This is a genomic window from Pseudomonas sp. LH21 (assembly GCF_036549575.1).
Taxonomy (GTDB): domain Bacteria; phylum Pseudomonadota; class Gammaproteobacteria; order Pseudomonadales; family Pseudomonadaceae; genus Aquipseudomonas; species Aquipseudomonas peradeniyensis.
Map to the genome: position 1 here is coordinate 1,918,798 of NZ_CP144367.1, position 22,471 is coordinate 1,941,268.

General features: G+C 64.4%; 17 protein-coding genes. 12 read left to right on the forward strand and 5 right to left on the reverse strand.

Translation table 11 applies throughout. The features are described from left to right. Positions 1-63: 63 nt before the first annotated feature. From ppsA to VUG52_RS08890, 8 genes are all read left to right on the forward strand, one after another. A complete protein-coding gene (ppsA, locus tag VUG52_RS08855; RefSeq protein WP_050704755.1) occupies positions 64-2,439 on the forward strand; it encodes a phosphoenolpyruvate synthase in 2,376 nt (791 codons plus the stop codon). A 136-nt stretch (positions 2,440-2,575) separates the two neighbouring features. Then, positions 2,576-3,568: an alpha/beta fold hydrolase gene (locus tag VUG52_RS08860; RefSeq protein ID WP_050704756.1), complete on the forward strand. Its 993-nt coding sequence runs from the start codon at positions 2,576-2,578 to the stop codon at positions 3,566-3,568. Positions 3,569-3,689: 121 nt separating this feature from the next. Next, positions 3,690-4,181: a ribonuclease E activity regulator RraA gene (rraA, locus tag VUG52_RS08865; RefSeq protein WP_023630330.1), complete on the forward strand. Its 492-nt coding sequence runs from the start codon at positions 3,690-3,692 to the stop codon at positions 4,179-4,181. A 25-nt stretch (positions 4,182-4,206) separates the two neighbouring features. Then, positions 4,207-5,202 (forward strand): zinc transporter ZntB, encoded by a 996-nt coding sequence (locus tag VUG52_RS08870; RefSeq protein ID WP_050704757.1) that lies wholly within the window; start codon positions 4,207-4,209, stop codon positions 5,200-5,202. A gap of 168 nt (positions 5,203-5,370) precedes the next feature. Beyond that, positions 5,371-5,634 (forward strand): hypothetical protein, encoded by a 264-nt coding sequence (locus VUG52_RS08875; RefSeq protein WP_028692938.1) that lies wholly within the window; start codon positions 5,371-5,373, stop codon positions 5,632-5,634. A gap of 2 nt (positions 5,635-5,636) precedes the next feature. Next, complete coding sequence (locus VUG52_RS08880) at positions 5,637-6,461, forward strand: mechanosensitive ion channel family protein (protein ID WP_050704758.1); 825 nt, start codon at positions 5,637-5,639, stop codon at positions 6,459-6,461. Between the two features lie 113 nt (positions 6,462-6,574). Next, positions 6,575-7,141, forward strand: coding sequence for an RNA polymerase sigma factor SigX (gene sigX / locus VUG52_RS08885; RefSeq protein ID WP_050704759.1), 567 nt, complete (start codon positions 6,575-6,577; stop codon positions 7,139-7,141). A gap of 110 nt (positions 7,142-7,251) precedes the next feature. Continuing rightward, the gene (locus tag VUG52_RS08890; protein ID WP_050704760.1) at positions 7,252-8,292 is read left to right on the forward strand and encodes an OmpA family protein; all 1,041 of its coding nucleotides are present in this window, start codon (positions 7,252-7,254) and stop codon (positions 8,290-8,292) included. Between the two features lie 237 nt (positions 8,293-8,529). On the opposite strand, the gene VUG52_RS08895 is transcribed toward VUG52_RS08890, so the two are convergent. From VUG52_RS08895 to VUG52_RS08910, 4 genes are all read right to left on the reverse strand, one after another. After that, entirely contained in the window at positions 8,530-10,188 is a 1,659-nt protein-coding gene (locus VUG52_RS08895) for a bifunctional protein-serine/threonine kinase/phosphatase (RefSeq protein ID WP_050704761.1), read from the reverse strand. Between the two features lie 9 nt (positions 10,189-10,197). Next, a complete protein-coding gene (locus VUG52_RS08900) occupies positions 10,198-11,409 on the reverse strand; it encodes a nitrate/nitrite transporter (protein ID WP_050704762.1) in 1,212 nt (403 codons plus the stop codon). A 310-nt stretch (positions 11,410-11,719) separates the two neighbouring features. Then, positions 11,720-12,295 carry an ANTAR domain-containing response regulator gene (locus tag VUG52_RS08905; protein WP_050704763.1) on the reverse strand — a complete coding sequence of 192 codons (576 nt, stop codon included), beginning with the start codon at positions 12,293-12,295 and terminating at the stop codon, positions 11,720-11,722. Positions 12,296-12,305: 10 nt separating this feature from the next. Further along, positions 12,306-13,580, reverse strand: coding sequence for a CmpA/NrtA family ABC transporter substrate-binding protein (locus VUG52_RS08910; RefSeq protein ID WP_156329599.1), 1,275 nt, complete (start codon positions 13,578-13,580; stop codon positions 12,306-12,308). A 66-nt stretch (positions 13,581-13,646) separates the two neighbouring features. On the opposite strand from VUG52_RS08910, the gene VUG52_RS08915 reads away from it, so the two are divergent. Beyond that, positions 13,647-14,669 (forward strand): quinone-dependent dihydroorotate dehydrogenase, encoded by a 1,023-nt coding sequence (locus tag VUG52_RS08915; RefSeq protein ID WP_050704765.1) that lies wholly within the window; start codon positions 13,647-13,649, stop codon positions 14,667-14,669. Between the two features lie 214 nt (positions 14,670-14,883). Here VUG52_RS08915 and rmf read toward each other — a convergent pair whose 3' ends face one another. Beyond that, positions 14,884-15,099, reverse strand: coding sequence for a ribosome modulation factor (rmf, locus tag VUG52_RS08920; protein ID WP_003248687.1), 216 nt, complete (start codon positions 15,097-15,099; stop codon positions 14,884-14,886). A gap of 549 nt (positions 15,100-15,648) precedes the next feature. On the opposite strand from rmf, the gene rlmKL reads away from it, so the two are divergent. From rlmKL to VUG52_RS08935, 3 genes are all read left to right on the forward strand, one after another. Continuing rightward, positions 15,649-17,847, forward strand: a complete 2,199-nt coding sequence (gene rlmKL / locus VUG52_RS08925) for a bifunctional 23S rRNA (guanine(2069)-N(7))-methyltransferase RlmK/23S rRNA (guanine(2445)-N(2))-methyltransferase RlmL (RefSeq protein ID WP_050704766.1) — start codon at positions 15,649-15,651, stop codon at positions 17,845-17,847. 95 nt (positions 17,848-17,942) lie between these two features. After that, a complete protein-coding gene (locus tag VUG52_RS08930; protein WP_220689992.1) occupies positions 17,943-20,339 on the forward strand; it encodes a sensor domain-containing diguanylate cyclase in 2,397 nt (798 codons plus the stop codon). A 447-nt stretch (positions 20,340-20,786) separates the two neighbouring features. Next, complete coding sequence (locus VUG52_RS08935) at positions 20,787-21,812, forward strand: IS110 family transposase (protein ID WP_050707629.1); 1,026 nt, start codon at positions 20,787-20,789, stop codon at positions 21,810-21,812. The last annotated feature ends 659 nt before the right edge of the window (positions 21,813-22,471 follow it).

Genomic DNA, 22,471 nt, shown 5'->3' on the forward strand with positions numbered 1-22,471 from the left:
CCCAGTCAGTCAGGCAGGCGGGCGCCCTTGAGCTTTTCCAATACAGTTAGTGGAGAGATCACCTTGGTAGAGTACGTAGTTTCCCTCGATAAGCTCGGCGTCCATGATGTGGAGCATGTGGGGGGCAAGAACGCATCCCTGGGCGAGATGATCAGTAACCTCGCAGGTGCCGGTGTCTCGGTGCCGGGCGGCTTTGCCACTACGGCTCAGGCGTACCGCGATTTTCTCGAACAAAGTGGCCTCAACGACCGCATCCACGCCGCGCTCGATGCGCTGGACGTCGATGACGTCAACGCCCTGGCCAAGACCGGCGCGCAGATCCGCCAGTGGGTGATGGAAGCCGATTTCCCGGCGCGTCTTGATTCGGAAATCCGTACGGCCTTCGCCGAGATGGCCGGTGGCAACGACAACATGGCCGTGGCCGTGCGTTCCTCGGCCACCGCCGAAGACCTGCCGGATGCCTCCTTTGCCGGGCAGCAGGAGACCTTCCTCAACATCCGTGGCGTCGACAACGTGATCCGCGCGGCCAAGGAAGTGTTCGCCTCGCTGTTCAACGACCGCGCCATTTCCTACCGCGTGCACCAGGGCTTCGACCACAAGCTGGTGGCCCTGTCTGCCGGCGTGCAGCGCATGGTCCGCTCCGAGACCGGTACCGCCGGGGTGATGTTTACCCTCGACACCGAGTCGGGTTTCCGCGACGTGGTGTTCATCACCGGCGCCTACGGCCTGGGCGAAACCGTGGTGCAGGGCGCGGTCAACCCTGACGAATTCTACGTGCACAAGCAGACCCTGCAGGCCGGCCGTCCGGCGATCCTGCGCCGCAACCTGGGCAGCAAGGCGATCAAGATGGTCTACGGCGACGAAGCCAAGGCCGGTCGCTCGGTCAAGACCGTCGAGGTCGAGCGTGCCGAGCGCGCGCGCTTCTGCCTGAGCGACGCCGAGGTCAACGAGCTGGCCAAGCAGGCGATGATCATCGAGCAGCACTACCAGCGCCCGATGGACATCGAGTGGGCCAAGGACGGTGACGACGGCAAGCTGTATATCGTTCAGGCCCGTCCCGAGACCGTGAAAAGCCGTTCCAGCGCCAATGTCATGGAGCGCTACCTGCTGAAAGAGAAGGGCACCGTGCTGGTCGAGGGCCGCGCCATCGGCCAGCGCATCGGTGCCGGCAAGGTCCGCGTGATCAACGATGTCTCGGAAATGGACAAGGTCCAGCCGGGCGACGTGCTGGTCTCGGACATGACCGACCCGGACTGGGAGCCGGTGATGAAGCGCGCCAGCGCCATCGTCACCAACCGCGGCGGGCGTACCTGCCACGCGGCGATCATCGCCCGTGAACTGGGCATTCCGGCCGTCGTCGGCTGCGGCAACGCCACCCAGGTCCTGAAAGACGGCCAGGGCGTCACCGTGTCCTGCGCCGAGGGCGACACCGGCTTCATCTTCGAAGGCGAGCTGGGTTTCGACGTCAAGCAGAACTCGGTCGATGCCATGCCTGAACTGCCGTTCAAGATCATGATGAACGTCGGCAACCCGGACCGCGCCTTCGACTTCGCCCAGCTGCCCAACGCCGGTGTCGGCCTGGCGCGCCTGGAATTCATCATCAACCGCATGATCGGCGTGCACCCCAAGGCGCTGCTCAACTATGCCGGCCTGCCGCCGGAGCTGAAGGAAAGCGTCGACAAGCGCATCGCCGGCTACGACGACCCGGTCGGCTTCTATGTCGAGAAGCTGGTCGAGGGCATCAGCACCCTGGCCGCGGCTTTCTACCCGAAAAAGGTCATCGTGCGCCTGTCGGACTTCAAGTCCAATGAATACGCCAACCTGATCGGCGGCAAGCTCTACGAGCCGGAAGAAGAGAACCCGATGCTGGGCTTCCGCGGCGCCTCGCGCTACATCAGCGAGTCGTTCCGTGACTGCTTCGAGCTCGAGTGCCGTGCGCTGAAGCGCGTGCGCAACGAGATGGGCCTGACCAACGTCGAGATCATGGTGCCGTTCGTGCGCACCCTGGGCGAAGCCAGCCAGGTCGTCGACCTGCTTGCCGAGAACGGCCTGGCCCGCGGTGACAACGGCCTGCGCGTGATCATGATGTGCGAGCTGCCGTCCAACGCCATCCTCGCCGAAGAGTTCCTCGAGTACTTCGACGGCTTCTCCATCGGCTCCAACGACCTGACCCAGCTGACCTTGGGCCTGGACCGCGACTCAGGCATCATCGCCCACCTGTTCGATGAACGTAACCCGGCCGTGAAGAAGCTGCTGGCCAACGCCATCGCCGCGTGCAACAAGGCCGGCAAGTACATCGGCATCTGCGGTCAAGGCCCGTCGGACCACCCGGACCTGGCCAAGTGGCTGATGGAGCAGGGTATCGAGAGCGTGTCGCTGAACCCGGACTCGGTGCTCGAGACCTGGTTCTTCCTGGCCGAGGGCCAGGGCGCGGCGTGATGCGCTGAAGGCAACACACTGTGGGAGCGGGCTTGCCCCGCGATAGCGCCAGATGGGACAGCAGTGTCTGTAGGTCTGGTTCAATCGCGGGGCAAGCCCGCTCCCACGTTCATATCCTCTGTTTGTTTGTGAACCCATGCAAAGCAGCTCCACCCAATTCCCCGTCGCGTTGCTCAGTGCCGAGCGCCGCGGCGACCTCAGCGAAGACGTCTACCGGATCAAGGCCGGCAACAGCCCCGATCCGAGCGTCGAGCTGGCTGTCACCCGCCTGGGCCTGGCTGATCAGGAACACGCCCAGGGCGTGCCGGTCATTCTCCTGCACGGCAGTTTCTCCAACCGTCGCTTCTGGTACTCGCCCAAGGGCATCGGTCTGGGCGCCTACCTGGCCCGCGCCGGTTTCGATGTGTGGATCCCGGAGATGCGCGGCCACGGCCTGTCGCCGCGCAACCGCGACTGGCGGCAGAACCGGGTGGCCGACTATGCCCGCTACGACCTGCCGGTGATCGGCGCCTTCGTTCGCGAGCAGGCCGGGCAGGCGCCGCACTGGGTCGGCCACTCGCTGGGCGGCACCACCCTGGCGGCGGCGCTGGGCAGCGGTTACCTGGACGTCGCGCTGGTGGCCAGCGCGGCGCTGTTCGGCACCCAGGTCAGCCGGGTCTACTGGCCGCTGAAAGTACCGCCGGTGGAATGGGGCGCGCGCGTGCTGCTCAAGCGCTTCGCGCAGATCTCGGGTTCGCGCCTCAAGCGTGGTCCGGAGGACGAACCTATCGGCCTGGCCCTGGAGAGCTTGCGCTGGAATGGCCTGTTTGGCCGCTTCGGCGACAAGGACAAGGACTGGTGGGCGGGGCTGGCCGAGGTCGAGGTACCGCTACTGGCGGTGGCCGGGGCCGGCGACTTCCAGGACCCGGTGTGGGCCTGCCGCAAGCTGTTCGAGCAGTTTGGCGGTGACGCCAGGCAGTTCCTGCGCCTGGGGCGCGAGGAAGGCTTCGAGGCCTTCGGACATGTCGACATGCTGGTCAGCAAGGCGGCGCAAACCCAGGTGTGGCCGCTGGTGGAGCGCTGGCTGAGGGATCCGCGGGTGCCGGTGCATGCCTCGACGGTGGTGATGGAGCCGGTGCCCGCCAATTGATTGCGTGTCGGCTTCTTCGCAGGTAAAGGCGAACTGACTGCTCGGTCCCGGATGACTGCCGGCCTCCTGCGGTGTAGCCTTGCTCCACATCCGCTTTCGTTGTGACTGACAGGAGTTTCCCATGCAGCATTACGTAACGCCCGACCTGTGCGACGCCTACCCGGACCTGGTCCAGGTGCTCGAACCGATGTTCAGCAACTTCGGCGGCCACGACTCGTTCGGTGGCCAGATCGTCACCATCAAGTGCTTCGAGGACAATTCGCTGGTCAAGGAGCAGGTCGAACTCGACGGCAAGGGCAAGGTCCTGGTGGTCGACGGCGGCGGCTCGCTGCGCCGTGCGCTTTTGGGCGACATGCTCGCCGAGAAGGCGGCGAAGAATGGCTGGGAAGGCCTGCTGATCTACGGCTGCGTGCGTGACGTGGACGTGCTGGCGCAGACCGATGTCGGCATCCAGGCCCTGGCCAGTCATCCGATGAAGACCGACAAGCGCGGCATCGGCGACCTCAATGTCGCGGTGACCTTCGCCGGCGTGACCTTCCGCCCGGGCGAGTACGTGTATGCCGACAACAACGGTGTGCTGGTCTCGCCAAGCCCGCTGAAAATGCCCGAGTGACGCGCCGTACACCGATGGAGCTTTGATGTTCGAGGAAGACAACGCGCAGTGGGGCCTGGTGCATGCCCTGGTGCTCGATGGCAAGGGTGGCGCGCGTTCGATCGCCCGCACCGAGCTGGACGACCTGCAGTTGCAGCCCCAGGAGAGCCTGTGGCTGCACTGGGACCGCAGTCACCCGCAGACCCGCACCTGGCTGCTTCACGACAGCGGCCTCAGCGAGTTCGCCTGCGAACTGCTGCTGGAGGAGAACACCCGCCCGCGCCTGCTGCCATTGGCCGACGAGCAGATGCTGCTGTTCCTGCGCGGGGTCAACCTCAATCCGGGCGCCGAGCCCGAGGACATGGTCTCGGTGCGCATCTTCGCCGAGGCGCGGCGGGTCATTTCCCTGCGTCTGCGGCCTCTGCGGGCGAGTGACGAGGTCTTGCAGCAACTGGACGAGGGCAGGGGGCCGAAGACCGCCTCGGAACTGCTGTTGCTGATGGGCGAGCTGTTGACCGAAAAGGTCCAGGCGCTGGTCAGCGACCTGTCGGAAGCGGTCGATCTGGAAGAAGAAAAGGCAGAATCCGACGAACGGTATTCTCCGGCCCAGGGCAGCCTGCAGCAGATCCGTCGTCGCGCCGCCGGCCTGCGGCGTTTCCTCGCCCCCCAGCGCGACATCTATGCCCAGCTGTCACGCAACAAATGCAGCTGGTTCGCCGATGCCGATGGGGACTACTGGAACGAGCTGAACAACAGCCTGATCCGCTACCTCGAAGAGCTCGAACTGGCCCGCGAGCGCGCAGCGCTCGTGCTGGAAAGCGAGGACCGGCGGCGCAGCGAGCGGATGAACCGGACCATGTACCGGTTCGGCATCATCACCTGCATCTTCCTGCCCATGAGCTTCGTCACCGGGCTGCTGGGTATCAATGTCGGCGGTATTCCAGGCTCCGACAGCCCCTACGGATTCCTGTTCGCCAGCCTGATCGTGCTGGGGCTGGCGGTAGGGCAGTGGCTGCTGTTCCGGCGGTTGCGGTGGGTGTGATGTGTCTTGTTGCGGGGCAAGCCCGCTCCCACGCTCTGAGCGTGGTTCCGTGGGAGCGGGCTTGCCCCGCGATGGGTTCGCACACTCATTTTGAAACATTCGTCCCACATCCCTGTGTGACCCATCGCTCGGCGCCCTCGTCTTTGACTGACATTGCGCGAGGTGCCCATGCACGATCCGTTTGAAGAATCCCTGCGCGACCTGCTCAAGGCGTCGCCGTCCGGCCAGGACCGTGACGACGCCGCCTGCCTGGGTCGCGTACTCAAGACCGCCAACCGCCAGGTCGGCGCGGGCGATCTGTTCAGCTTGCTTGGCCGCTGGAGCCAGGCGCTGCTGATTGCCGTGAACAATGGCTCGGCGCATGTCGCGCCGGTCCGTCGCAACTCTACCCGCAAACCTGCCGCCGGCAGCAACGCAGATAAGGCCGATTGAATATGGAACTCGATCTCTGGACCCAGAGCCTGGTCACCGCCATGACTGCCCTTTGGACCAAGGTGGCGAACTTCATCCCCAACCTGTTCGGCGCGCTGGTCGTGGTGCTGCTCGGCTTCGTCGTCGCCAAGTTGCTCGACACCCTGCTGTCCAAGGTGCTCGCCAAGTTCGGCCTGGATCGCCTGATGAGCGGCACCGGGCTGACCAAGATGCTCGCCCGGGTCGGCATCCAGGTGCCGATCTCGACCCTGATCGGCAAGATCGTCTACTGGTTCGTGCTGCTGATCTTCCTGGTCTCGGCCGCGGAATCCCTGGGGCTCGAGCGGGTCTCGGCGACCCTCGACATGCTCGCCCTGTACCTGCCCAAGGTGTTTGGCGCGGCCCTGGTGCTGCTGGCGGGTGTGCTCCTTGCGCAACTGGTCAACGGCCTGGTGCGCGGCGCCGCCGAGGGCATCGGCCTGGAATATGCCGCCGGCGTCGGGCGTATCGCCCAGGGCCTGGTGATCATCATCAGCATCTCGGTGGCCATCAGCCAGCTCGAGGTCAAGACCGACCTGCTGAACCACGTGATCGTCATTGGCTTGATTACCGTTGGTCTGGCAATTGCGTTGGCCATGGGCCTGGGCAGCCGGGAAATCGCCGGGCAGATCCTGGCCGGCATCTATGTGCGCGAGCTGTATCAGGTAGGCCAGCAGGTGCGGATTGGCGAGGTCGAAGGCCACATCGAGGAGATCGGCACGGTCAAGACGACCCTGCTGACCGATGATGGCGAACTGGTGTCGCTGTCTAATCGCGAGCTGCTCGAGCAGCGCGTGAATAGCCGCTAACCGCACAAAAGCTGTTAATGTATGCCGCCGCAAAAATCGGCCCTGGGGGCCGAGCGGCGACATTGACCTGACTGTCGGCCAGATCCGTTTTGAATAAAGTTCATTCGCCGCCCATGCGCTATGACCCCCGCGAGCTCACCGACGAGGAGTTGGTGGCGCGTTCGCATGAGGAGCTGTTTCATGTCACCCGCGCCTACGAGGAGCTGATGCGCCGCTACCAGCGCACGCTGTTCAACGTCTGCGCGCGCTACCTGGGGAACGATCGGGATGCCGACGATGTCTGTCAGGAGGTGATGCTCAAGGTGCTCTACGGGTTGAAGAACTTCGAGGGCAAGTCCAAGTTCAAGACCTGGCTCTACAGCATCACCTACAACGAATGCATCACCCAGTACCGCAAGGAGCGCCGCAAGCGCCGGTTGATGGATGCCCTGAGTCTGGATCCTGTCGAAGAGGCGTCCGAGGACAAGGCACCGAAGCCGGAGGAGAAAGGCGGGCTGGACAAATGGCTGGTGCATGTGAACCCGATCGACCGGGAAATCCTGGTGCTGCGATTTGTCGCAGAGCTGGAATTCCAGGAGATCGCGGACATCATGCACATGGGCCTGAGCGCCACGAAAATGCGCTACAAGCGTGCGCTCGACAAGCTTAGAGAGAAATTTGCAGGCCTGGCTGAAACTTAGTGGCCAGCAAATACCTCTAACCAACCGGCAAGTTCTGCTAGACTTGCCGTCGAGTTGTCCCCCGGATGTTGGTGGGACTGCTTAACTATCACCAGATGGGGATTTAACGGATGAAATTGAAAAACACCTTGGGCTTGGCCATTGGCTCGCTCGTGGCCGCTACTTCGTTCGGCGTTCTGGCTCAAGGCCAAGGCGCTGTCGAAATCGAAGGCAACGTTACCAAGCAGTACTACGACAGCGAACGTAACTTCAAGAACACCGGCACCAATCCAGGTGTTCGCCTCGGTTACTTCCTGACCGACGACGTCTCCCTGGACCTGGGCTACAACGAGACCCACAACGCTCGTGGTGAAGTCTTCAACAAAGACATCAAAGGCTCCAAGACCAAGCTGGACGCCACCTACCACTTCGGTACCGTCGGCGACGCCCTGCGTCCGTACGTTTCCGCTGGTTTCGCCCACGAGAGCCTGGGCCAGGCCACTCGCGGCGGCCGTGACCACTCCACCTTCGCCAACGTTGGCGCTGGCGCCAAGTGGTACATCACCGACATGTTCTTCGCCCGTGCCGGCGTCGAAGCCATGTACAACATCGACAACGGCAACACCGAGTGGGGCCCGACCGTTGGTCTGGGTCTGAACTTCGGTGGCAGCGGTGGCCAGAAAGCCGCTCCTGCGCCGGCTCCAGTTGCCGAAGTCTGCTCCGACAGCGACAACGACGGCGTCTGCGACAACGTCGACAAGTGCCCTGACACCCCAGCCAACGTTACCGTTGACGCTGATGGCTGCCCGGCTGTTGCCGAAGTCGTTCGCGTTGAGCTGGACGTCAAGTTCGACTTCGACAAGTCGGTCGTCAAGCCTAACAGCTACGGCGACATCAAGAACCTGGCTGACTTCATGAAGCAGTACCCACAGACCACCACCACCGTGGAAGGTCACACTGACTCCGTCGGCCCAGACGCTTACAACCAGAAGCTGTCCGAGCGTCGTGCCAACGCTGTCAAGAACGTCCTGACCCAGCAGTACGGCATCGAATCGAGCCGTGTTGACTCGGTTGGCTACGGTGAGACCCGTCCGGTCGCCGACAACGCCACCGATGCTGGCCGCGCCGTCAACCGTCGCGTAGAAGCTCAGGTAGAAGCCCAGGCCAAGTAATTGGTCTGACGCTTCATGAAAAACCCGGCCTCGGCCGGGTTTTTCTTTGCCTGCGATTTCTCGAGGCACACGTCGCCCTTCCTTTGTAGGAGCGGCCTTGCCGAGGCGTCGGACCGGCCGGAAAGGGCTGCGTAGCAGCCCCGACAGTCTCACATGATGCCGAAATTCTGGGGGGCGTTGCGCACCCCTTTCGCGGCACAAGGCCGCTCCTACATGGAACGTCGCTCGGCTATGCGTTTAGCGTTTGAGCATTACCAGCAACAACACCATGTTCAACAGCAACGACACCAACCCAATCGTACGCCACACCTTCAACGGCTCGCGCTCCAGCAGCGGCCGTGGCCGTTCGTCCAGCTCCTGGCGATCCCCCCGCTCCAGCAACAGCAACCACTGCTCGGCGGTCTCGAAGCGCTGCGCCGGATCTGCCGCCACCGCCTGCAACAGGTTGCGTTGCAACCACTCCGGTAAATCAGGTCGATACCGCGCCGGGTTCACTGGCATGCCGAAGCGCGGCCGCTGGAACGCTTCGACCTCGCCATAGGGGTAGTGGCCGGTGAGCAGGTGGTAAAGCGTCACGCCAACGGCATACAGGTCCTGTCGTGGCGCGGGGGGCAGGCCGTCGAAGGCTTCCGGGGCGAGGAACGAGGGCGTGCCCGGCAGGGCATGGGGCGGGTCTTCGGAAAGCCCCGGGCAGTACGCCAGCCCGAAGTCCAGCAAGCGCAGTTGGCCATCGCTGCCGTGGTGCAGGTTGTCCGGCTTGATGTCGCGGTGCAGCAGGTTGCGCCGGTGTAGCACGCCGACGGCCTGCAGCAGCTGGCGGGCGACCTCCAGCCATTGTGCCAGTGGTAGCGGGGGCTGCCCGGCCAGGGTCGTGCCCGGGTATTCGCGCATCAGGTAGTACAGGTGCTGGCGTTGGCTGGCCGGATGTACCTCAGGGAAGTGACGGCCGGCGACCCGACGCAGGAACCATTCTTCCAGCAACAACGCCTGGGCGGCGCCGGGCTCCTGATCGCGGGACTGCGGCAGGGTCTTGAGCAGCCAGGACTGGCCTTGCGGGTCGCGGACCCGGTACAGCAGCGATTGCCGACTCTGGGCCAGCAGGCCGTCGACCTGCCAGCCATCAATCGACTGACCGTCACGCAGCGCGCCCGGTAACGGCCATTGCTGGAGCTGTGCCAGGGCGTCGCCCAGGGTGCTGGGACCCAACTGGTCGACCCGCACCAACAGGGCGCTGGCGTTGTCCTGACTGCCGCAGTGATGGGCGCTGGTGACCAGAGTGTGGGCGGCCACCTGCAAATCGGATTGTTCGCGCAGGATCGAGCGGATGTGCGCATCGCCCAGGCTGGCCCACACGCCGTCGCTGAGCAGCACGAAGCACTCGCCTTGGCGCAGGTCGCCTTCCAGGTAGTCCACCAGCAGGTGCTGGTCCAGCCCCAGCGCGCGCTTGAGCACATGCTGCATGCCGGGCTGGTCCCAGACATGGTCTTCGCTCAGGCAGTGCAACTGGTCGGCCTGCCAGCGATACACCCGGCAATCGCCGACATGGGCCAGGGTGAATCGCCGCCCGCGCAGCACCAGGGCGCTGAGGGTGGTCAGCAGCGGCTGGCCATTGCCCTGGGCACGCAGCCAGCGGTTCTGTGCCGTGAGCAGGCGGTCCAGCGCCTGGGTCACGCCCCAGGTGGCGGGCGTGGCGTAATAATCCAGGGCCAGGGCCTGCAGGCTGGCCCGCGCCGCCAGGCCGCCGTCGGCGCACTGGCTGACACCGTCGGCCAGTGCGCACAGGTAGCCCTTGCTGGCGGCCAGCTCCGGTGCGGGGGTCACCAGGCGCAGGGCATCCTGGTTTTCCGGGCGCGGCCCGGTTGCGCTGGCCTGGGCAAAGCTCAGTCGCAGGCTCATGGCAAGGCCTCAGACCCGCGCTGCGGTGATCGCCGCCGAGCCCCAGGTGGTGCGCCAGCGTTGCTTGACCCCATGCAGGCCGAACCAGGCCAGCAGGCCGAGGCTGGCGAACAGCCACAGGCCGAGCTGGTAGTCGCCGGTATGCTGCTTGATGGTGCCCAGGCCTGCGGCAAGCAGGAAACCGCCGATGCCACCCGCCATGCCGATCAGTCCGGTCATCACGCCGATCTCTTGACGGAAGCGCTGTGGTACCAGTTGGAACACCGCGCCATTGCCGGCGCCCAGTCCGAGCATGGCACTGACGAACAGGGCCAGGGCCGCCGCCGCGCTGGGCAGGTTGAAGCCCACCGCGGCGATGCACGCGGCGGCCACGCCGTACATCGCCAGCAGGGTGCGGATCCCGCCGAAACGGTCGGCCAGGGCACCGCCGAGCGGGCGCATCAGGCTGCCGGCGAACACGCAAGCGGCGGTGTAGTAGCCTGCAGTCACCGGGCTCAGGCCGTACTGGTCGCTGAAGTAGCCGGGCAGGGCGCTTGCCAGGCCGATGAAGCCGCCGAAGGTCACGCTGTAGAAGAACATGAACCACCAGCTATCCCTGTCACCCAGGGCCTTGAGGTAGTCGGCCATGGCCTTGGGCCTGGGGCGTTGGGGCGCATTGCGCGCCATCAGGGCGAACAGCACAAGCGTCAGCAGCAAGGGCAGCACGGCGAAGCCGAACACATTGTTCCAGCCGAAGCCCGCGGCCAGCGCCGGGGCCAGCAGCGCGGCGAACACCGTGCCGGAGTTGCCGGCGCCGGCGATGCCCATGGCCTTGCCCTGGTGCTGGGGCGGATACCACTGCGAGGCCAGCGGCAGGGACACGGCGAACGAGGCTCCGGCAAAGCCGAGGAACACGCCCAGCAGCAACGCCTGCTCGTAGCTGCGTACCCCCAGGTGCCAGGCGCAGGCCAGGGCGACGATCACGATGACCTGGCCGATCAGCCCGGCGGTCTTGGGCGACAGGCGATCGACCAGCAGGCCCATGGCGAAGCGCAGCACCGCGCCGGCGAGGATCGGCGTGGCGACCATCAGGCCCCGTTGCTGAGCGCTCAGTTGCAGGTCGGTGGCGATCTGCACCGCCAGGGGGCCGAGCAGGTACCAGACCATGAAGCTCAGGTCGAAATACAGGAAGGCGGCGAACAGCGTGGGCACATGCCCGGATTTCCAGAAGCTCGTATTCATCGAACACCTCGTTGGGCGCGGAAACGAAAAGACGCCGCTGCCCGGTCCACGGATGTGGAAGGGCAAGCGACGTCTTTGTCAGGGTATGGGGGCAACCGCCGTTGGCTACCGGGGTTTTCAGAGCAAGAGGCGGGCCAATGTTCCGGCCATGCGCAATTCCTGTAGGAGCGGCCTTGTGCCGCGAAAGGGCTGCGCAGCGGTCCCAGGATTTCAGGGTTCTGACAAAGATCGCCGGGGCCGCTTTGCGGCCCTTTCGCGGCACAAGGCCGCTCCTACAGGAAGGGTATTGCGCGACACCATGGCGTTACAGCTACCCCAACATCTCCGACATGGCAATGATCTGTTCCGCCACCTGGATCAGCTTCTGCTGGCGGCTCATGGCCTGGCGGCGCATCAAGGTGTAGGCCTGTTCCTCGTTGCAGTCCTTCATCTTCATCAGCAGGCCCTTGGCTTGCTCGATGCGCTTGCGCTCGGCCAGTTGCTGGTCGCGGGCCATCAACTGGGCCTTGAGCGCCTGGTCGCTTTCGAAGCGGGCCATGGCCACGTCGAGGATCGGTTGCAGGCGCGTGGCCTGGATACCCTCGACGATGTACGCGCTGACCCCGGCCTGGATCGCCTGGCGCATCACACCGGGGTCATGCTCGTCGGTGAACAGCACGATGGGGCGCGGCCGGTCGCGGCTGACCAGCACCACCTGTTCCATCACGTCCCGGCCCGGTGACTCGGTATCGATCAGCACCACGTCCGGATGCACCGTTTCGACACAGGCGGGCAGGTCGATGCTCAGGCTACCCGCCTCGATCACCTCGAAGCCGGCCTCGATCAGGGCGGCCTTGAGGCGGCCGACCTTCTTTTCCGTGTCGTCGATCAGCAGGATACGCAACATGGCCGCGCCCTCAGCGATGGGCGCGGGCGCCAGGCGCCGCGTCCAGGGCGTGCAGGGCGAAGCTGCGCGCATAACCATGGGGGTCGCTGCCGTCCCAGCGACTGCCGTCGATCAGCAGGCTGCTGCGCATGGGCGGGTCGGCGCAGGGGACGCCCAGCGCTGTGGCGGCCTCGCGGTACAGCGCCAGCTGCTGCACCTGGCCGGCGACGGCCAGGTAGTCCGGGTCGTCACGCAGCAGGCCCCAGCGGCGGAACTGGGTCATGAACCACATGCCGTCGGACAGGTACGGCAGGTTGGCCCGCCCTTGGTCGAACAGGCGTAAGCCATGAGGGTCGTGCCAGCGATGGCCCAGGCCGTCCTGGTAGTCACCGAGCAGGCGCGGCTCGATGCTGCCGACCGGAGCGTCCAGGTAGGCGCTGCCACTGAGCAGTTGCGCGGTGCCGCGGCGGTTCTCCTGGCTCTGCTCGATGAAACGCGCGGCGGCGAGTACCGACTTGATCAGCGCCCTGGCGCTGTTGGGGTACTGTTCGACGAAGCCGCGGGCGCAGGCCAGGACCTTTTCCGGATGGTCGGGCCAGATCGACTGGCTGGTGGCCAGGGTGAAGCCCTGGCCATTGGCGAGTGCATCCGCCGACCAGGGTTCGCCAACACAGAAACCGTCGATACGCCCGGCCTGCAGGTGGGCGGCCATCTGCGCCGGGGGCACCACCACGCTGGTCACGTCGCGCAGCGGGTGGATGCCCTGGCTGGCCAGCCAGTAGTAGAGCCACAGGGCATGGGTGCCGGTGGGGAAGGTCTGGGCGAAGGTCAGTCGTGCGCCCTGTTGGTGCACCAATCGCGCCAGTGCCTCGGGGCTGGTCACGCCCTTGCGTTGCAGTGCAGGGGAGAGGTTGATGGCCTGGGCGTTCTGGTTAAGGCCCATGAGCACGGCCAGGGGGCTGGCGGGCACGCCGCCGATGCCCAGGTGCACCGCGTACACCAGGCCATAGAGGCAGTGGGCGGCGTCCAGCTCGCCGCTGACCAGCCTGTCGCGCAGCCCGGCCCAGGAGGCCTGGCGGCGCAGGTTGAGGGTCAGGCCGAACTGCTGGGCGAAGCCCTGGGTGGCGGCGACCACCACCGAGGCACAGTCGGTCAGGGCCATGAAACCGATGTCCAGGCTGGGCTTTTCCGGCGCGTCGCTGCCGTTGACCCAGGCCAGGGGCGTTGTCGGGAGGGGTGTGTTCACGAGAATCCTCGGGCATTCGCGGATGGCCGCATGCAGCAGACATAGCAACCCATATGCCATGGCCCTGTCGCCCCGGCGGCGCGCTGGCTATAATCGCCCCCTCACACACCGCGAGTCCGCCCGCCCATGTATACCCTGGCCCGCCAGCTGCTGTTCAAGCTCTCCCCGGAAACCTCCCACGACCTCTCGCTGGACCTGATCGGCGCCGGTGGCCGCCTTGGGCTCAACGGCCTGCTGTGCAAGCAGCCAGCGGCGTTGCCGGTGACGGTGATGGGCTTGAACTTCGCCAACCCGGTCGGCCTGGCCGCCGGCCTGGACAAGAACGGCGCGGCCATCGACGGCTTTGCCCAGCTGGGCTTCGGCTTCGTCGAGATCGGCACCGTGACGCCGCGTCCGCAGCCGGGCAACCCCAAGCCGCGACTGTTCCGCCTGCCGGAAGCAACGGCCATCATCAATCGCATGGGCTTCAACAACCTGGGCGTCGACCACCTGCTGGCGCGGGTACGTGCCGCGAAGTACACCGGCGTGCTGGGCATCAACATCGGCAAGAACTTCGACACCCCGGTCGAGCGGGCCCAGGACGACTACCTGATCTGCCTGGAGAAGGTCTACAACGACGCCAGCTACATCACCGTCAACGTCAGCTCGCCGAACACCCCGGGCCTGCGTTCGTTGCAGTTCGGCGACTCGCTCAAGCAACTGCTCGATGCCCTGGCCGAACGCCGCGAACAGCTGGCGCAGGCGAACGGCAAGCGCGTGCCGCTGGCGATCAAGATCGCCCCGGACATGAGCGATGAGGAAACCGCCCTGGTAGCGGCGGCGCTGGTCGAGTCGGGGATGGATGCGGTGATCGCCACCAACACCACCCTGGGGCGCGAGGGCGTCGAAGGCCTGCCGTATGGCGGTGAGGCAGGCGGCCTGTCGGGGGCGCCGGTGCTGGAGAAGAGCACCCACACGGTCAAGGTGCTGGCGGGTGAGCTGGGTGGCAAGCTGCCGATCATCGCAGCGGGCGGGATCACCGAAGGACGCCATGCGGCTGAGAAGATCGCCGCCGGAGCTAGCCTGGTGCAAATCTACTCGGGCTTCATCTACAAGGGGCCGGCGCTGATCCGTGAGGCGGTGGATGCGATTGCTGCGATGAAGCGTTGACCTAACAAGGCCTCTTCGCGGGTAAACCCGCTCCCACAGGTCTCATGCTGCCTTGAGGTTGGCGCTGTACCTGTGGGAGCGGGTTTACCCGCGAAGCGGCCGGCGCTGGTGTAAGATGCGACGCAATAAAAAAGGGGTCCCTCAAGGGACCCCCTGGGCCGCAGCCCGCCGCCCGGATAGGGCGCGCATGGTGACTCGAATTCAGTGTCCTCGTTCAGCCAACGGCGTGATTTTCGTTGAGTCTATGAATGCCAGCGGTGCCGGTCATGCCATCCCAGTTGTCGCCGCGACCTTCGCGCCAGCCGTTGATCCAGGCTTGGCGTACAGAGGGTAGATTGAAGGGGCAAAGTTCGCGGGATTTGCCGGTGACCCCATACTGGTAGCCACGTGAGTATGCTCTTTCCAACGGATCACGCTTAAGTCTTCTCATAGGGTGTTGCCCTCACTTGTTGACTGTAATGTCCCGTCGGCCTCTCCGAGGCCGGGCAGAATCGTTCTGCCGGTGTGCGCCCGCTGCCGGCGTCGCGGGCTGGAAGTGCCGCCCCGTTGCGGTGCGGCCTGAGATCAGTTCTAACGAATGCGAGTCACAGTGTGAATGATCGATTTGTCATAAGGACGTAACCTTTCCGAGGGTGAGGGGATAAGTAAATAAATGCGACTCAACCTTGTTTGCCGTTGAGCCCGCTATGATCAGGGTTTACCCAACCTTGACGTCAATTGGCCAGCGTTGCTGGTTGATGACAGTAATATTTGGTAATGCGACGAAGGGTCACATCTGAACCCTGCGTCCACGCAATTTTCATACTGCTCGACGATCAAAGCCTTTTTCGCCACCCGGCAAAGGCATGATCGACGGGCGGCCAGGCCTGGCGAGCGTTTCGCCGGGCCACCCGGGCGCCTCGTGGAAAGGCGTGCGGGCAAACAGCGGCAGCCGATGCGTCGGCTCGCCATCTACCTAGCCAAAGGCTCTGGATTGCACATGTCGGACCGTTTCGAACTTTACCTTACCTGCCCCAAGGGTCTTGAAGGCCTGCTCGCCGAGGAAGCCCGTCAACTGGGCCTGAACGAGGTGCGTGAGCACACCTCGGCCATTCGCGGCGACGCCGACATGGAAACCGCCTATCGCCTGTGCCTCTGGTCGCGCCTGGCCAACCGCGTGCTGCTGGTGCTCAAGCGCTTCCCGATGAAGAACGCCGACGACCTGTACGATGGCGTGCATGCCGTCGACTGGGCCGACCACCTGGCGGCCGATGGCACCCTGGCGGTGGAGTTCAGCGGCCATGGCTCGGGCATCGACAACACCCACTTCGGCGCGCTCAAGGTCAAGGATGCGATCGTCGACAAGCTGCGCAACCGCGAAGGCCTGCGTCCGTCTGTGGAGAAGGTCGATCCGGATGTGCGCGTGCACCTGCGCCTGGACCGTGGCGAGGCGATCCTGTCCCTCGACCTGTCCGGCCACAGCCTGCACCAGCGTGGCTATCGCCTGCAGCAGGGCGCGGCACCCTTGAAGGAAAACCTGGCGGCGGCGGTGCTGATCCGCTCTGGTTGGCCACGTATTGCGGCCGAGGGCGGGGCCCTGGCCGACCCGATGTGCGGCGTGGGCACCTTCCTGGTCGAGGCGGCGATGATCGCCGCCGATATCGCTCCCAACCTCAAGCGCGAGCGCTGGGGCTTCAGCGCCTGGCTCGGCCATGTGCCGGCGCTGTGGCGCAAGGTCCACGACGAGGCCCAGGCCCGGGCTCAGGCCGGCCTGGCCAAGCCGCCGCTTTGGATCCGCGGCTACGAGGCCGACCCGCGGTTGATCCAGCCGGGGCGCAACAACGTCGAGCGCGCGGGCCTGGGCGACTGGGTGAAGATCTACCAGGGCGAGGTGGCCAGCTTCGAGCCGCGCCCGGACCAGAACCAGAAAGGTCTGGTGATCAGCAACCCGCCGTACGGCGAGCGCCTGGGCGACGAAGCCAGCCTGCTGTACCTCTACCAGAACCTCGGCGAGCGCCTGCGTCAGGCCTGCATGGGCTGGGAGGCGGCGGTGTTCACCGGCGCGCCGGAACTGGGCAAGCGCATGGGCATCCGCAGCCACAAGCAATATGCCTTCTGGAACGGCGCGTTGCCGTGCAAGCTGTTGCTGTTCAAGGTCCAGCCCGACCAGTTCGTTACCGGTGATCGTCGTTCGGCCCAGGCCGAGGCGGCTGAGGGCGAGCCTCGTCGCCAGGCCCCGGTGGCCAGCGAGCCGGCGCGCCTGTCGGAAGGCGCGCAGATGTTCGCCAACCGCCTGCAGAAGAACTTCAAGCAGCTGGGCAAATGGGCCCGCCGCGAGAAGGTCGATTGCTACCGTGTGTACGATGCCGACATGCCTGAGTACGCCCTGGCGGTCGACCTTTATCACGACTGGGTGCATGTGCAGGAATACGCCGCGCCCCGCTCGATCGATCCGGACAAGGCCCAGGCGCGCCTGCTCGATGCGCTGAGCGCGATTCCCCAGGCCCTCGGCGTCGATCCTCAGCGTGTGGTGCTCAAGCGCCGGGAGCGCCAGACCGGCACTCGCCAGTACGAGCGCCAGGCCACCGAAGGACGTTTCCAGGAGGTCAACGAAGGCGGCGTCAAGCTGCTGGTCAACCTCACCGACTACCTGGATACCGGGCTGTTCCTCGACCACCGCCCGATGCGCATGCGTATCCAGCGCGAGGCGGCGGGCAAGCGTTTTCTCAATCTGTTCTGCTACACCGCCACGGCCACCGTGCATGCGGCCAAGGGCGGCGCGCGCAGCACCACCAGCGTGGACCTGTCGAAGACCTACCTGGACTGGGCGCGGCGCAACCTGTCGCTCAACGGTTTTTCCGAGCGCAACCGCCTGGAGCAGGGCGATGTCATGGCCTGGCTGGAGAACGCCCAAGACAGCTACGACCTGATCTTCATCGACCCGCCGACCTTCTCCAATTCCAAGCGCATGGAAGGGGTATTCGACGTGCAGCGCGACCATGTGCAGCTGCTCGACCTGGCCATGGCGCGCCTGGCCCCGGGAGGTGTGCTGTACTTCTCCAACAACTTCCGCAAGTTCCAGCTCGACGAGCACCTGGCGACGCGGTACGTGGTGGAGGAGATCAGTGCCCAGACCCTGGACCCGGACTTCGCCCGCAACAACCGCATCCACCGCGCCTGGCAGCTACGCCTGCGCTGAACCGACGAGGTACGTGGCGCGCCTGCTGGCCAGTGGCTATAACTCAGGACAGGGCGGGACAATACGCAGGACGCTGACCTTGGTTGGAGTCCTCTATGTCGACCCCGGGCGTACCTGTGAAGCGGCTTGGCCTGCTCGGCGACGAGTTGTCGGCCTGGGGCGTGGCCCTGGCGGCGCTGGTCGCCGGGGCGTTGCTCACGGCGGCCCTGGCGATCGCCACCCAGACCTTCTACCAGCAGCAACTGCGCCAGCGCTTCGAGCTGCTGGCCAGTGAGCGCTACAGCCGTATCGCCGAGCGTTTCGAGGAGCAGGAACAGCGCCTGGACGGCCTGCGTCGGTTCTTCGCCTATTCCACCGAGATCACCCCCCGCGAGTTCGATGGCTACGCACGTCCCTTGCTGCACCGCACCCAGGCCTACTCCTGGGCACCGCGGGTAGCGGCGGCGCAACGCGAGGACTTCGAGCGGCGCGCCAGTGCCTGGCTGGGCCAGCCTTACCGGATCCGCGACGTGGACGCCCAGGGCGATTGGCAGGCCGCGCCCGCGCGCGATCACTACTATCCGGTTCTGTACACCCAGGCGACGAGCCGCCAGGCCCAGCCCTACGGCTTCGACCTGGGCGGGCAGCCGCTGCGCGCCGCGACCCTGGCCCGGGCCGTGAGCCCCGGCAGCATGGCGGTGTCGGCGCCGCTGGACATGATCAACGTCGAGCCGACCTATACCCGTGGCCTGCTGATAGTCGCCCCGGTGTTCGCCGAGCAAGCGTCTGCGGGCGAGCCGCCCCGAGGCTACGTCATGGCCTTGCTGAGCTTGCATCAGCTGATCGCCGAGAGCCTGCCGACGGTGGCCGACGACAACCTGGTGGTGCGCATCCTCGACCTGTCCACCGAGGGTGGGCACGAGGTGTTGTTCGATTCGGGGATGCCGCCGGCGCGGATGGGATTTGCCAGCAGTCACCTGCTGCACCTGGCCGACCACCATTACCAGCTCGATATTCGCCCCAGTCAGGGCTTTCTCGCGGCCAATCGCTCGTCGGCGGTGCCGGTGGTGGCGTTGCTCGGCGGCTTGCTCAGTGTGTTGCTGGCGTTGTTGCTGTACAGCCTGTTCAGCCAGCGCCAGCGCGCCCTGGGCCTGGTGGCCCGGCGCACTGCCGAGCTGCGCGTCAGCGAGCAGTCATTGCGCGAGACTCACAACCAGTTGCGCAGCGTGCTCGATGCCGCGACCCAGGTGGCGATCATCGCCACCAGCCTGCGCGGGGTGATCGGCACCTTCAACGCGGGCGCCGAACGCATGCTGGGCTATTCGGCCGGCGAAGCGCTGGGCCAATTGCGGCTCGAGGATCTGGTCTTGCCCGAAGAGTTGCACCAGCGTGCCCACGCCTTGAGCGTGCGATTCGGTCGTGAGGTCGGCGCGGGTCAGGCGATGTTCGCCGAGACGGTGCAGGAGGGCGGCGCGGAGCCGGCCGACTGGACCCTGGTGCGCAAGGATGGCAGTCACTTGCTGGCCAACATGCTGGTGACGGCGGTGCTGGACGAGCAGGGGTTGTGGGTGGGCTACCTGGCGATCTGCATCGATGTCACCGAGCGGCGCCGGGTGCACGAGGCCCTGGCGGCCCGCGACCGGCTGCTGGAAAAACTCAGCGCGGAGGTGCCTGGCGGGATCTACCAGTATCGTCTGGATGCCGATGGTCATTCCTGTTTCCCCTATGCCAGCCAGGGCCTGCACGACATCTATGAGGTGGACCTGGCGTTGCTGCGCCAGGACGCCGCGGCGGTGTTCGAGCGTATTCATCCGGACGACCTGGAGCGGGTACGGCGCTCGGTGCGCTACTCCGCCGAGTACCTGACGCCGTGGCGGGAGGAGTACCGGGTGTGCCTGCCACGGGCGGGGTTGCGTTGGGTGCGGGGGGAGGCGACTCCGGAAATTGGCGAGCACGGCAGTACGCTCTGGCATGGGTACCTGACTGATATCTCGGACCTAAAGCGGGTAGAGGAGGAGCTGCGGGCGCTGTCGGTGACCGATGCCCTGACCGGGATCTATAACCGGCGCTATTTCCAGGAGCGGCTGCGCAACGAACTGGATCGGGCGCAGCGGGATGGGTTGGACCTGGCGGTGATCATGCTGGATATCGATCACTTCAAGCGGATCAACGATCAATATGGGCATGCGGTGGGGGATCATGTGCTGCGCAGCCTGTGTCAGCGGATCGGGCAGCGGTTGCGGCGAACCGATGTGTTTTGTCGGTTGGGGGGGGAGGAGTTCATGGTGCTGTGTCCGGGGAGCAATGCCGAGCAGGCGCGGATGCTGGCGCAGGAGTTGTGGCAGGGGGTGCGGAGTGTGCCGGTCGAGGGGGTTGGGCGGGTGACGGCGAGCTTTGGCGTGGCGGGGTGGCGGGTTGGGGAAGGGGCTGATGCGTTGTTGTTGCGGGCGGATGCTGGGGTTTATGTGGCTAAGCAGGGAGGGCGGGATCGGGTTGAGGGAGAGTTGTCTTGAAGTGGGTTGTATATTTTAATTGGTTGGTTAGTTGGTTAGTTGGTTAGTTGGTTAGTTGGTTAGTTGGTTAGTCGGTTAGTCGGTTAGTCGGTTAGTCGGTTAGTTTGACTGGTTGCTCTTGCTCTTGCTCTTGCTCTTGCTCTTGCTCTTGCTCTTGCTTCTAAGTGCGCGGTAGTTCAGGCAACACCAATTGCGACTTCAGGAGGCCGAGCGGAGTTCTTGCGGAGGGAGGTGACGGGCATGGATGCCCGTCAAGCGCTGCGCCCCAGGATGGGGCGTTCAGCGCGGTCCTCCCGGGAGCAAGAACGGAGCGAGGGAACCCCGGAGCGAAGCGTAGGGGCCGGATGAATGGAGCGAGGATTTTTTGGTTCCTTAATGAGATGGTCACCCCGGCACCCTGCGAGGCGTACGCTTTCGCAGGGTGTTTTTTCTTCGGAGACCGTCATCATGAGCACCGTGACACTGATCGGCATCGACATCGGCAAACATACCTTCCACCTGCATGCCCAGGACAAGTTCGGCAAAGAGGTATCGCGCAAGAAGTGCTCAAGGCTGCAGATGATGCGGTTTCTGGCCAATCATCCTCCCTGCACGGTGGTGATGGAGGCCTGTGCCGGTTCGCACTATCTGGCTCGAGAACTCACGGCGATGGGGCATGAAGCCAAGCTGATCTCGCCTCAGTTTGTTAAGCCTTTCGTCAAGAGCAACAAAAACGACTTCGTTGATGCGCAAGCCATCTGCGAAGCTGCTTCCCGGCCTTCCATGCGCTTTGTGACGCCAAAATCGCCTGAGCAGCAAACGCTCTCTGTTTCTCATCGGATGCGTGAATCATTGATCCGCGACCGAACCAAGACGGTGAACCAGATGCATGGGTTCCTGCTCGAATTCGGCGTCAGCCTGCCGACCGGACTGGCAGTGGTCAAACGCCTCGCTTCTGTGCTTGAAGAGCACGACTTGCCTGTACGTCTTGTCGCATTGTTGCAGCGGCTACATGAGCATTTCGTCTACCTGAGCGAGCAGATCAAGTTGTTGGACGAAGAGCTGGTGAGCCAGCTGACTGACGATGATCTGGGTAGTCGTTTGCTGAGTATTCCGTGTGTCGGACCGATCACCGCCAGCCTGCTGGCTGTGGAAATGGGCGATGGCCAGCAATACGGCAGTAGCCGGGACTTTGCGGCCTCTGTAGGTCTGGTGCCCCGTCAGTACAGTACCGGTGGCAGACAGAATTTGCTGGGGATTAGCAAGCGCGGCGACAAGAACCTTCGACGCTTGCTGGTGCAATGCGCACGGGTTTACCTGATGCGTTTGAAGTACCAGAAAGGCCCATTAGCCGATTGGGTGCGCTCACTGCTCGCTCGACGTCACTCCAACGTGGTGGCCTGCGCGTTGGCCAACAAACTGGCACGCATCGCTTGGGCCATTACCACTCGGCACACGCAATATAAAACGGAGCCAGGCGCCATGAACGCCTGACCCCGTAGTGCTGCACCGTGTTTCACCATCAGGTTTTGCGATAGCTGTACAACAGATGAAACAAACGGCCGATCGGCCTGACGATGATCCTGGGATCAAAAATGGCTCTTGGAAGCCGCTTACTTTTTAAGGATTGTCAGGTGCGAACGCTCATCGTGGCGCGGGCGGATACGAGCCCATCAGACGCCGGATAGATTTACGCAAGCCATCCATTTCATCTGATGAACAGTATTGCAGAAAACGGGGTGACCATAGATTTTGATCCTTCAAAAAGGGACCCGCCGTAAGGGCGGAAAGGTGATTTTGCGTCACCATCGCAAATGAATGCGCATATAACTTTCAAAACACATGCTCTAAAAGTCAAAGTCAAAGTCAAAGTCAAAGTCAAAGTCAAAGTCAAAGTCAAAGTCAAAGTCAAAGTCAAAGTCAAAGTCAAAGTCGGTTGGTGCTGGTTTTAATAGTTGTAAGCGCATTCATTTGCGATGGTGACGCGAAGTCACCTTTTCGCCCTTACGGCGAGTTCCTTTTTGAAGGATCAAAAAGGAACCAAAAAATCCTCGCTCCATTCATCCGGCCCTCCGCTTCGCTCCGGGTCCCCTCACTCCGGCCTTGCTCCCGGGAGGACCGCGCTGAACGCCCCATCCTGGGGCGCAGCGCTT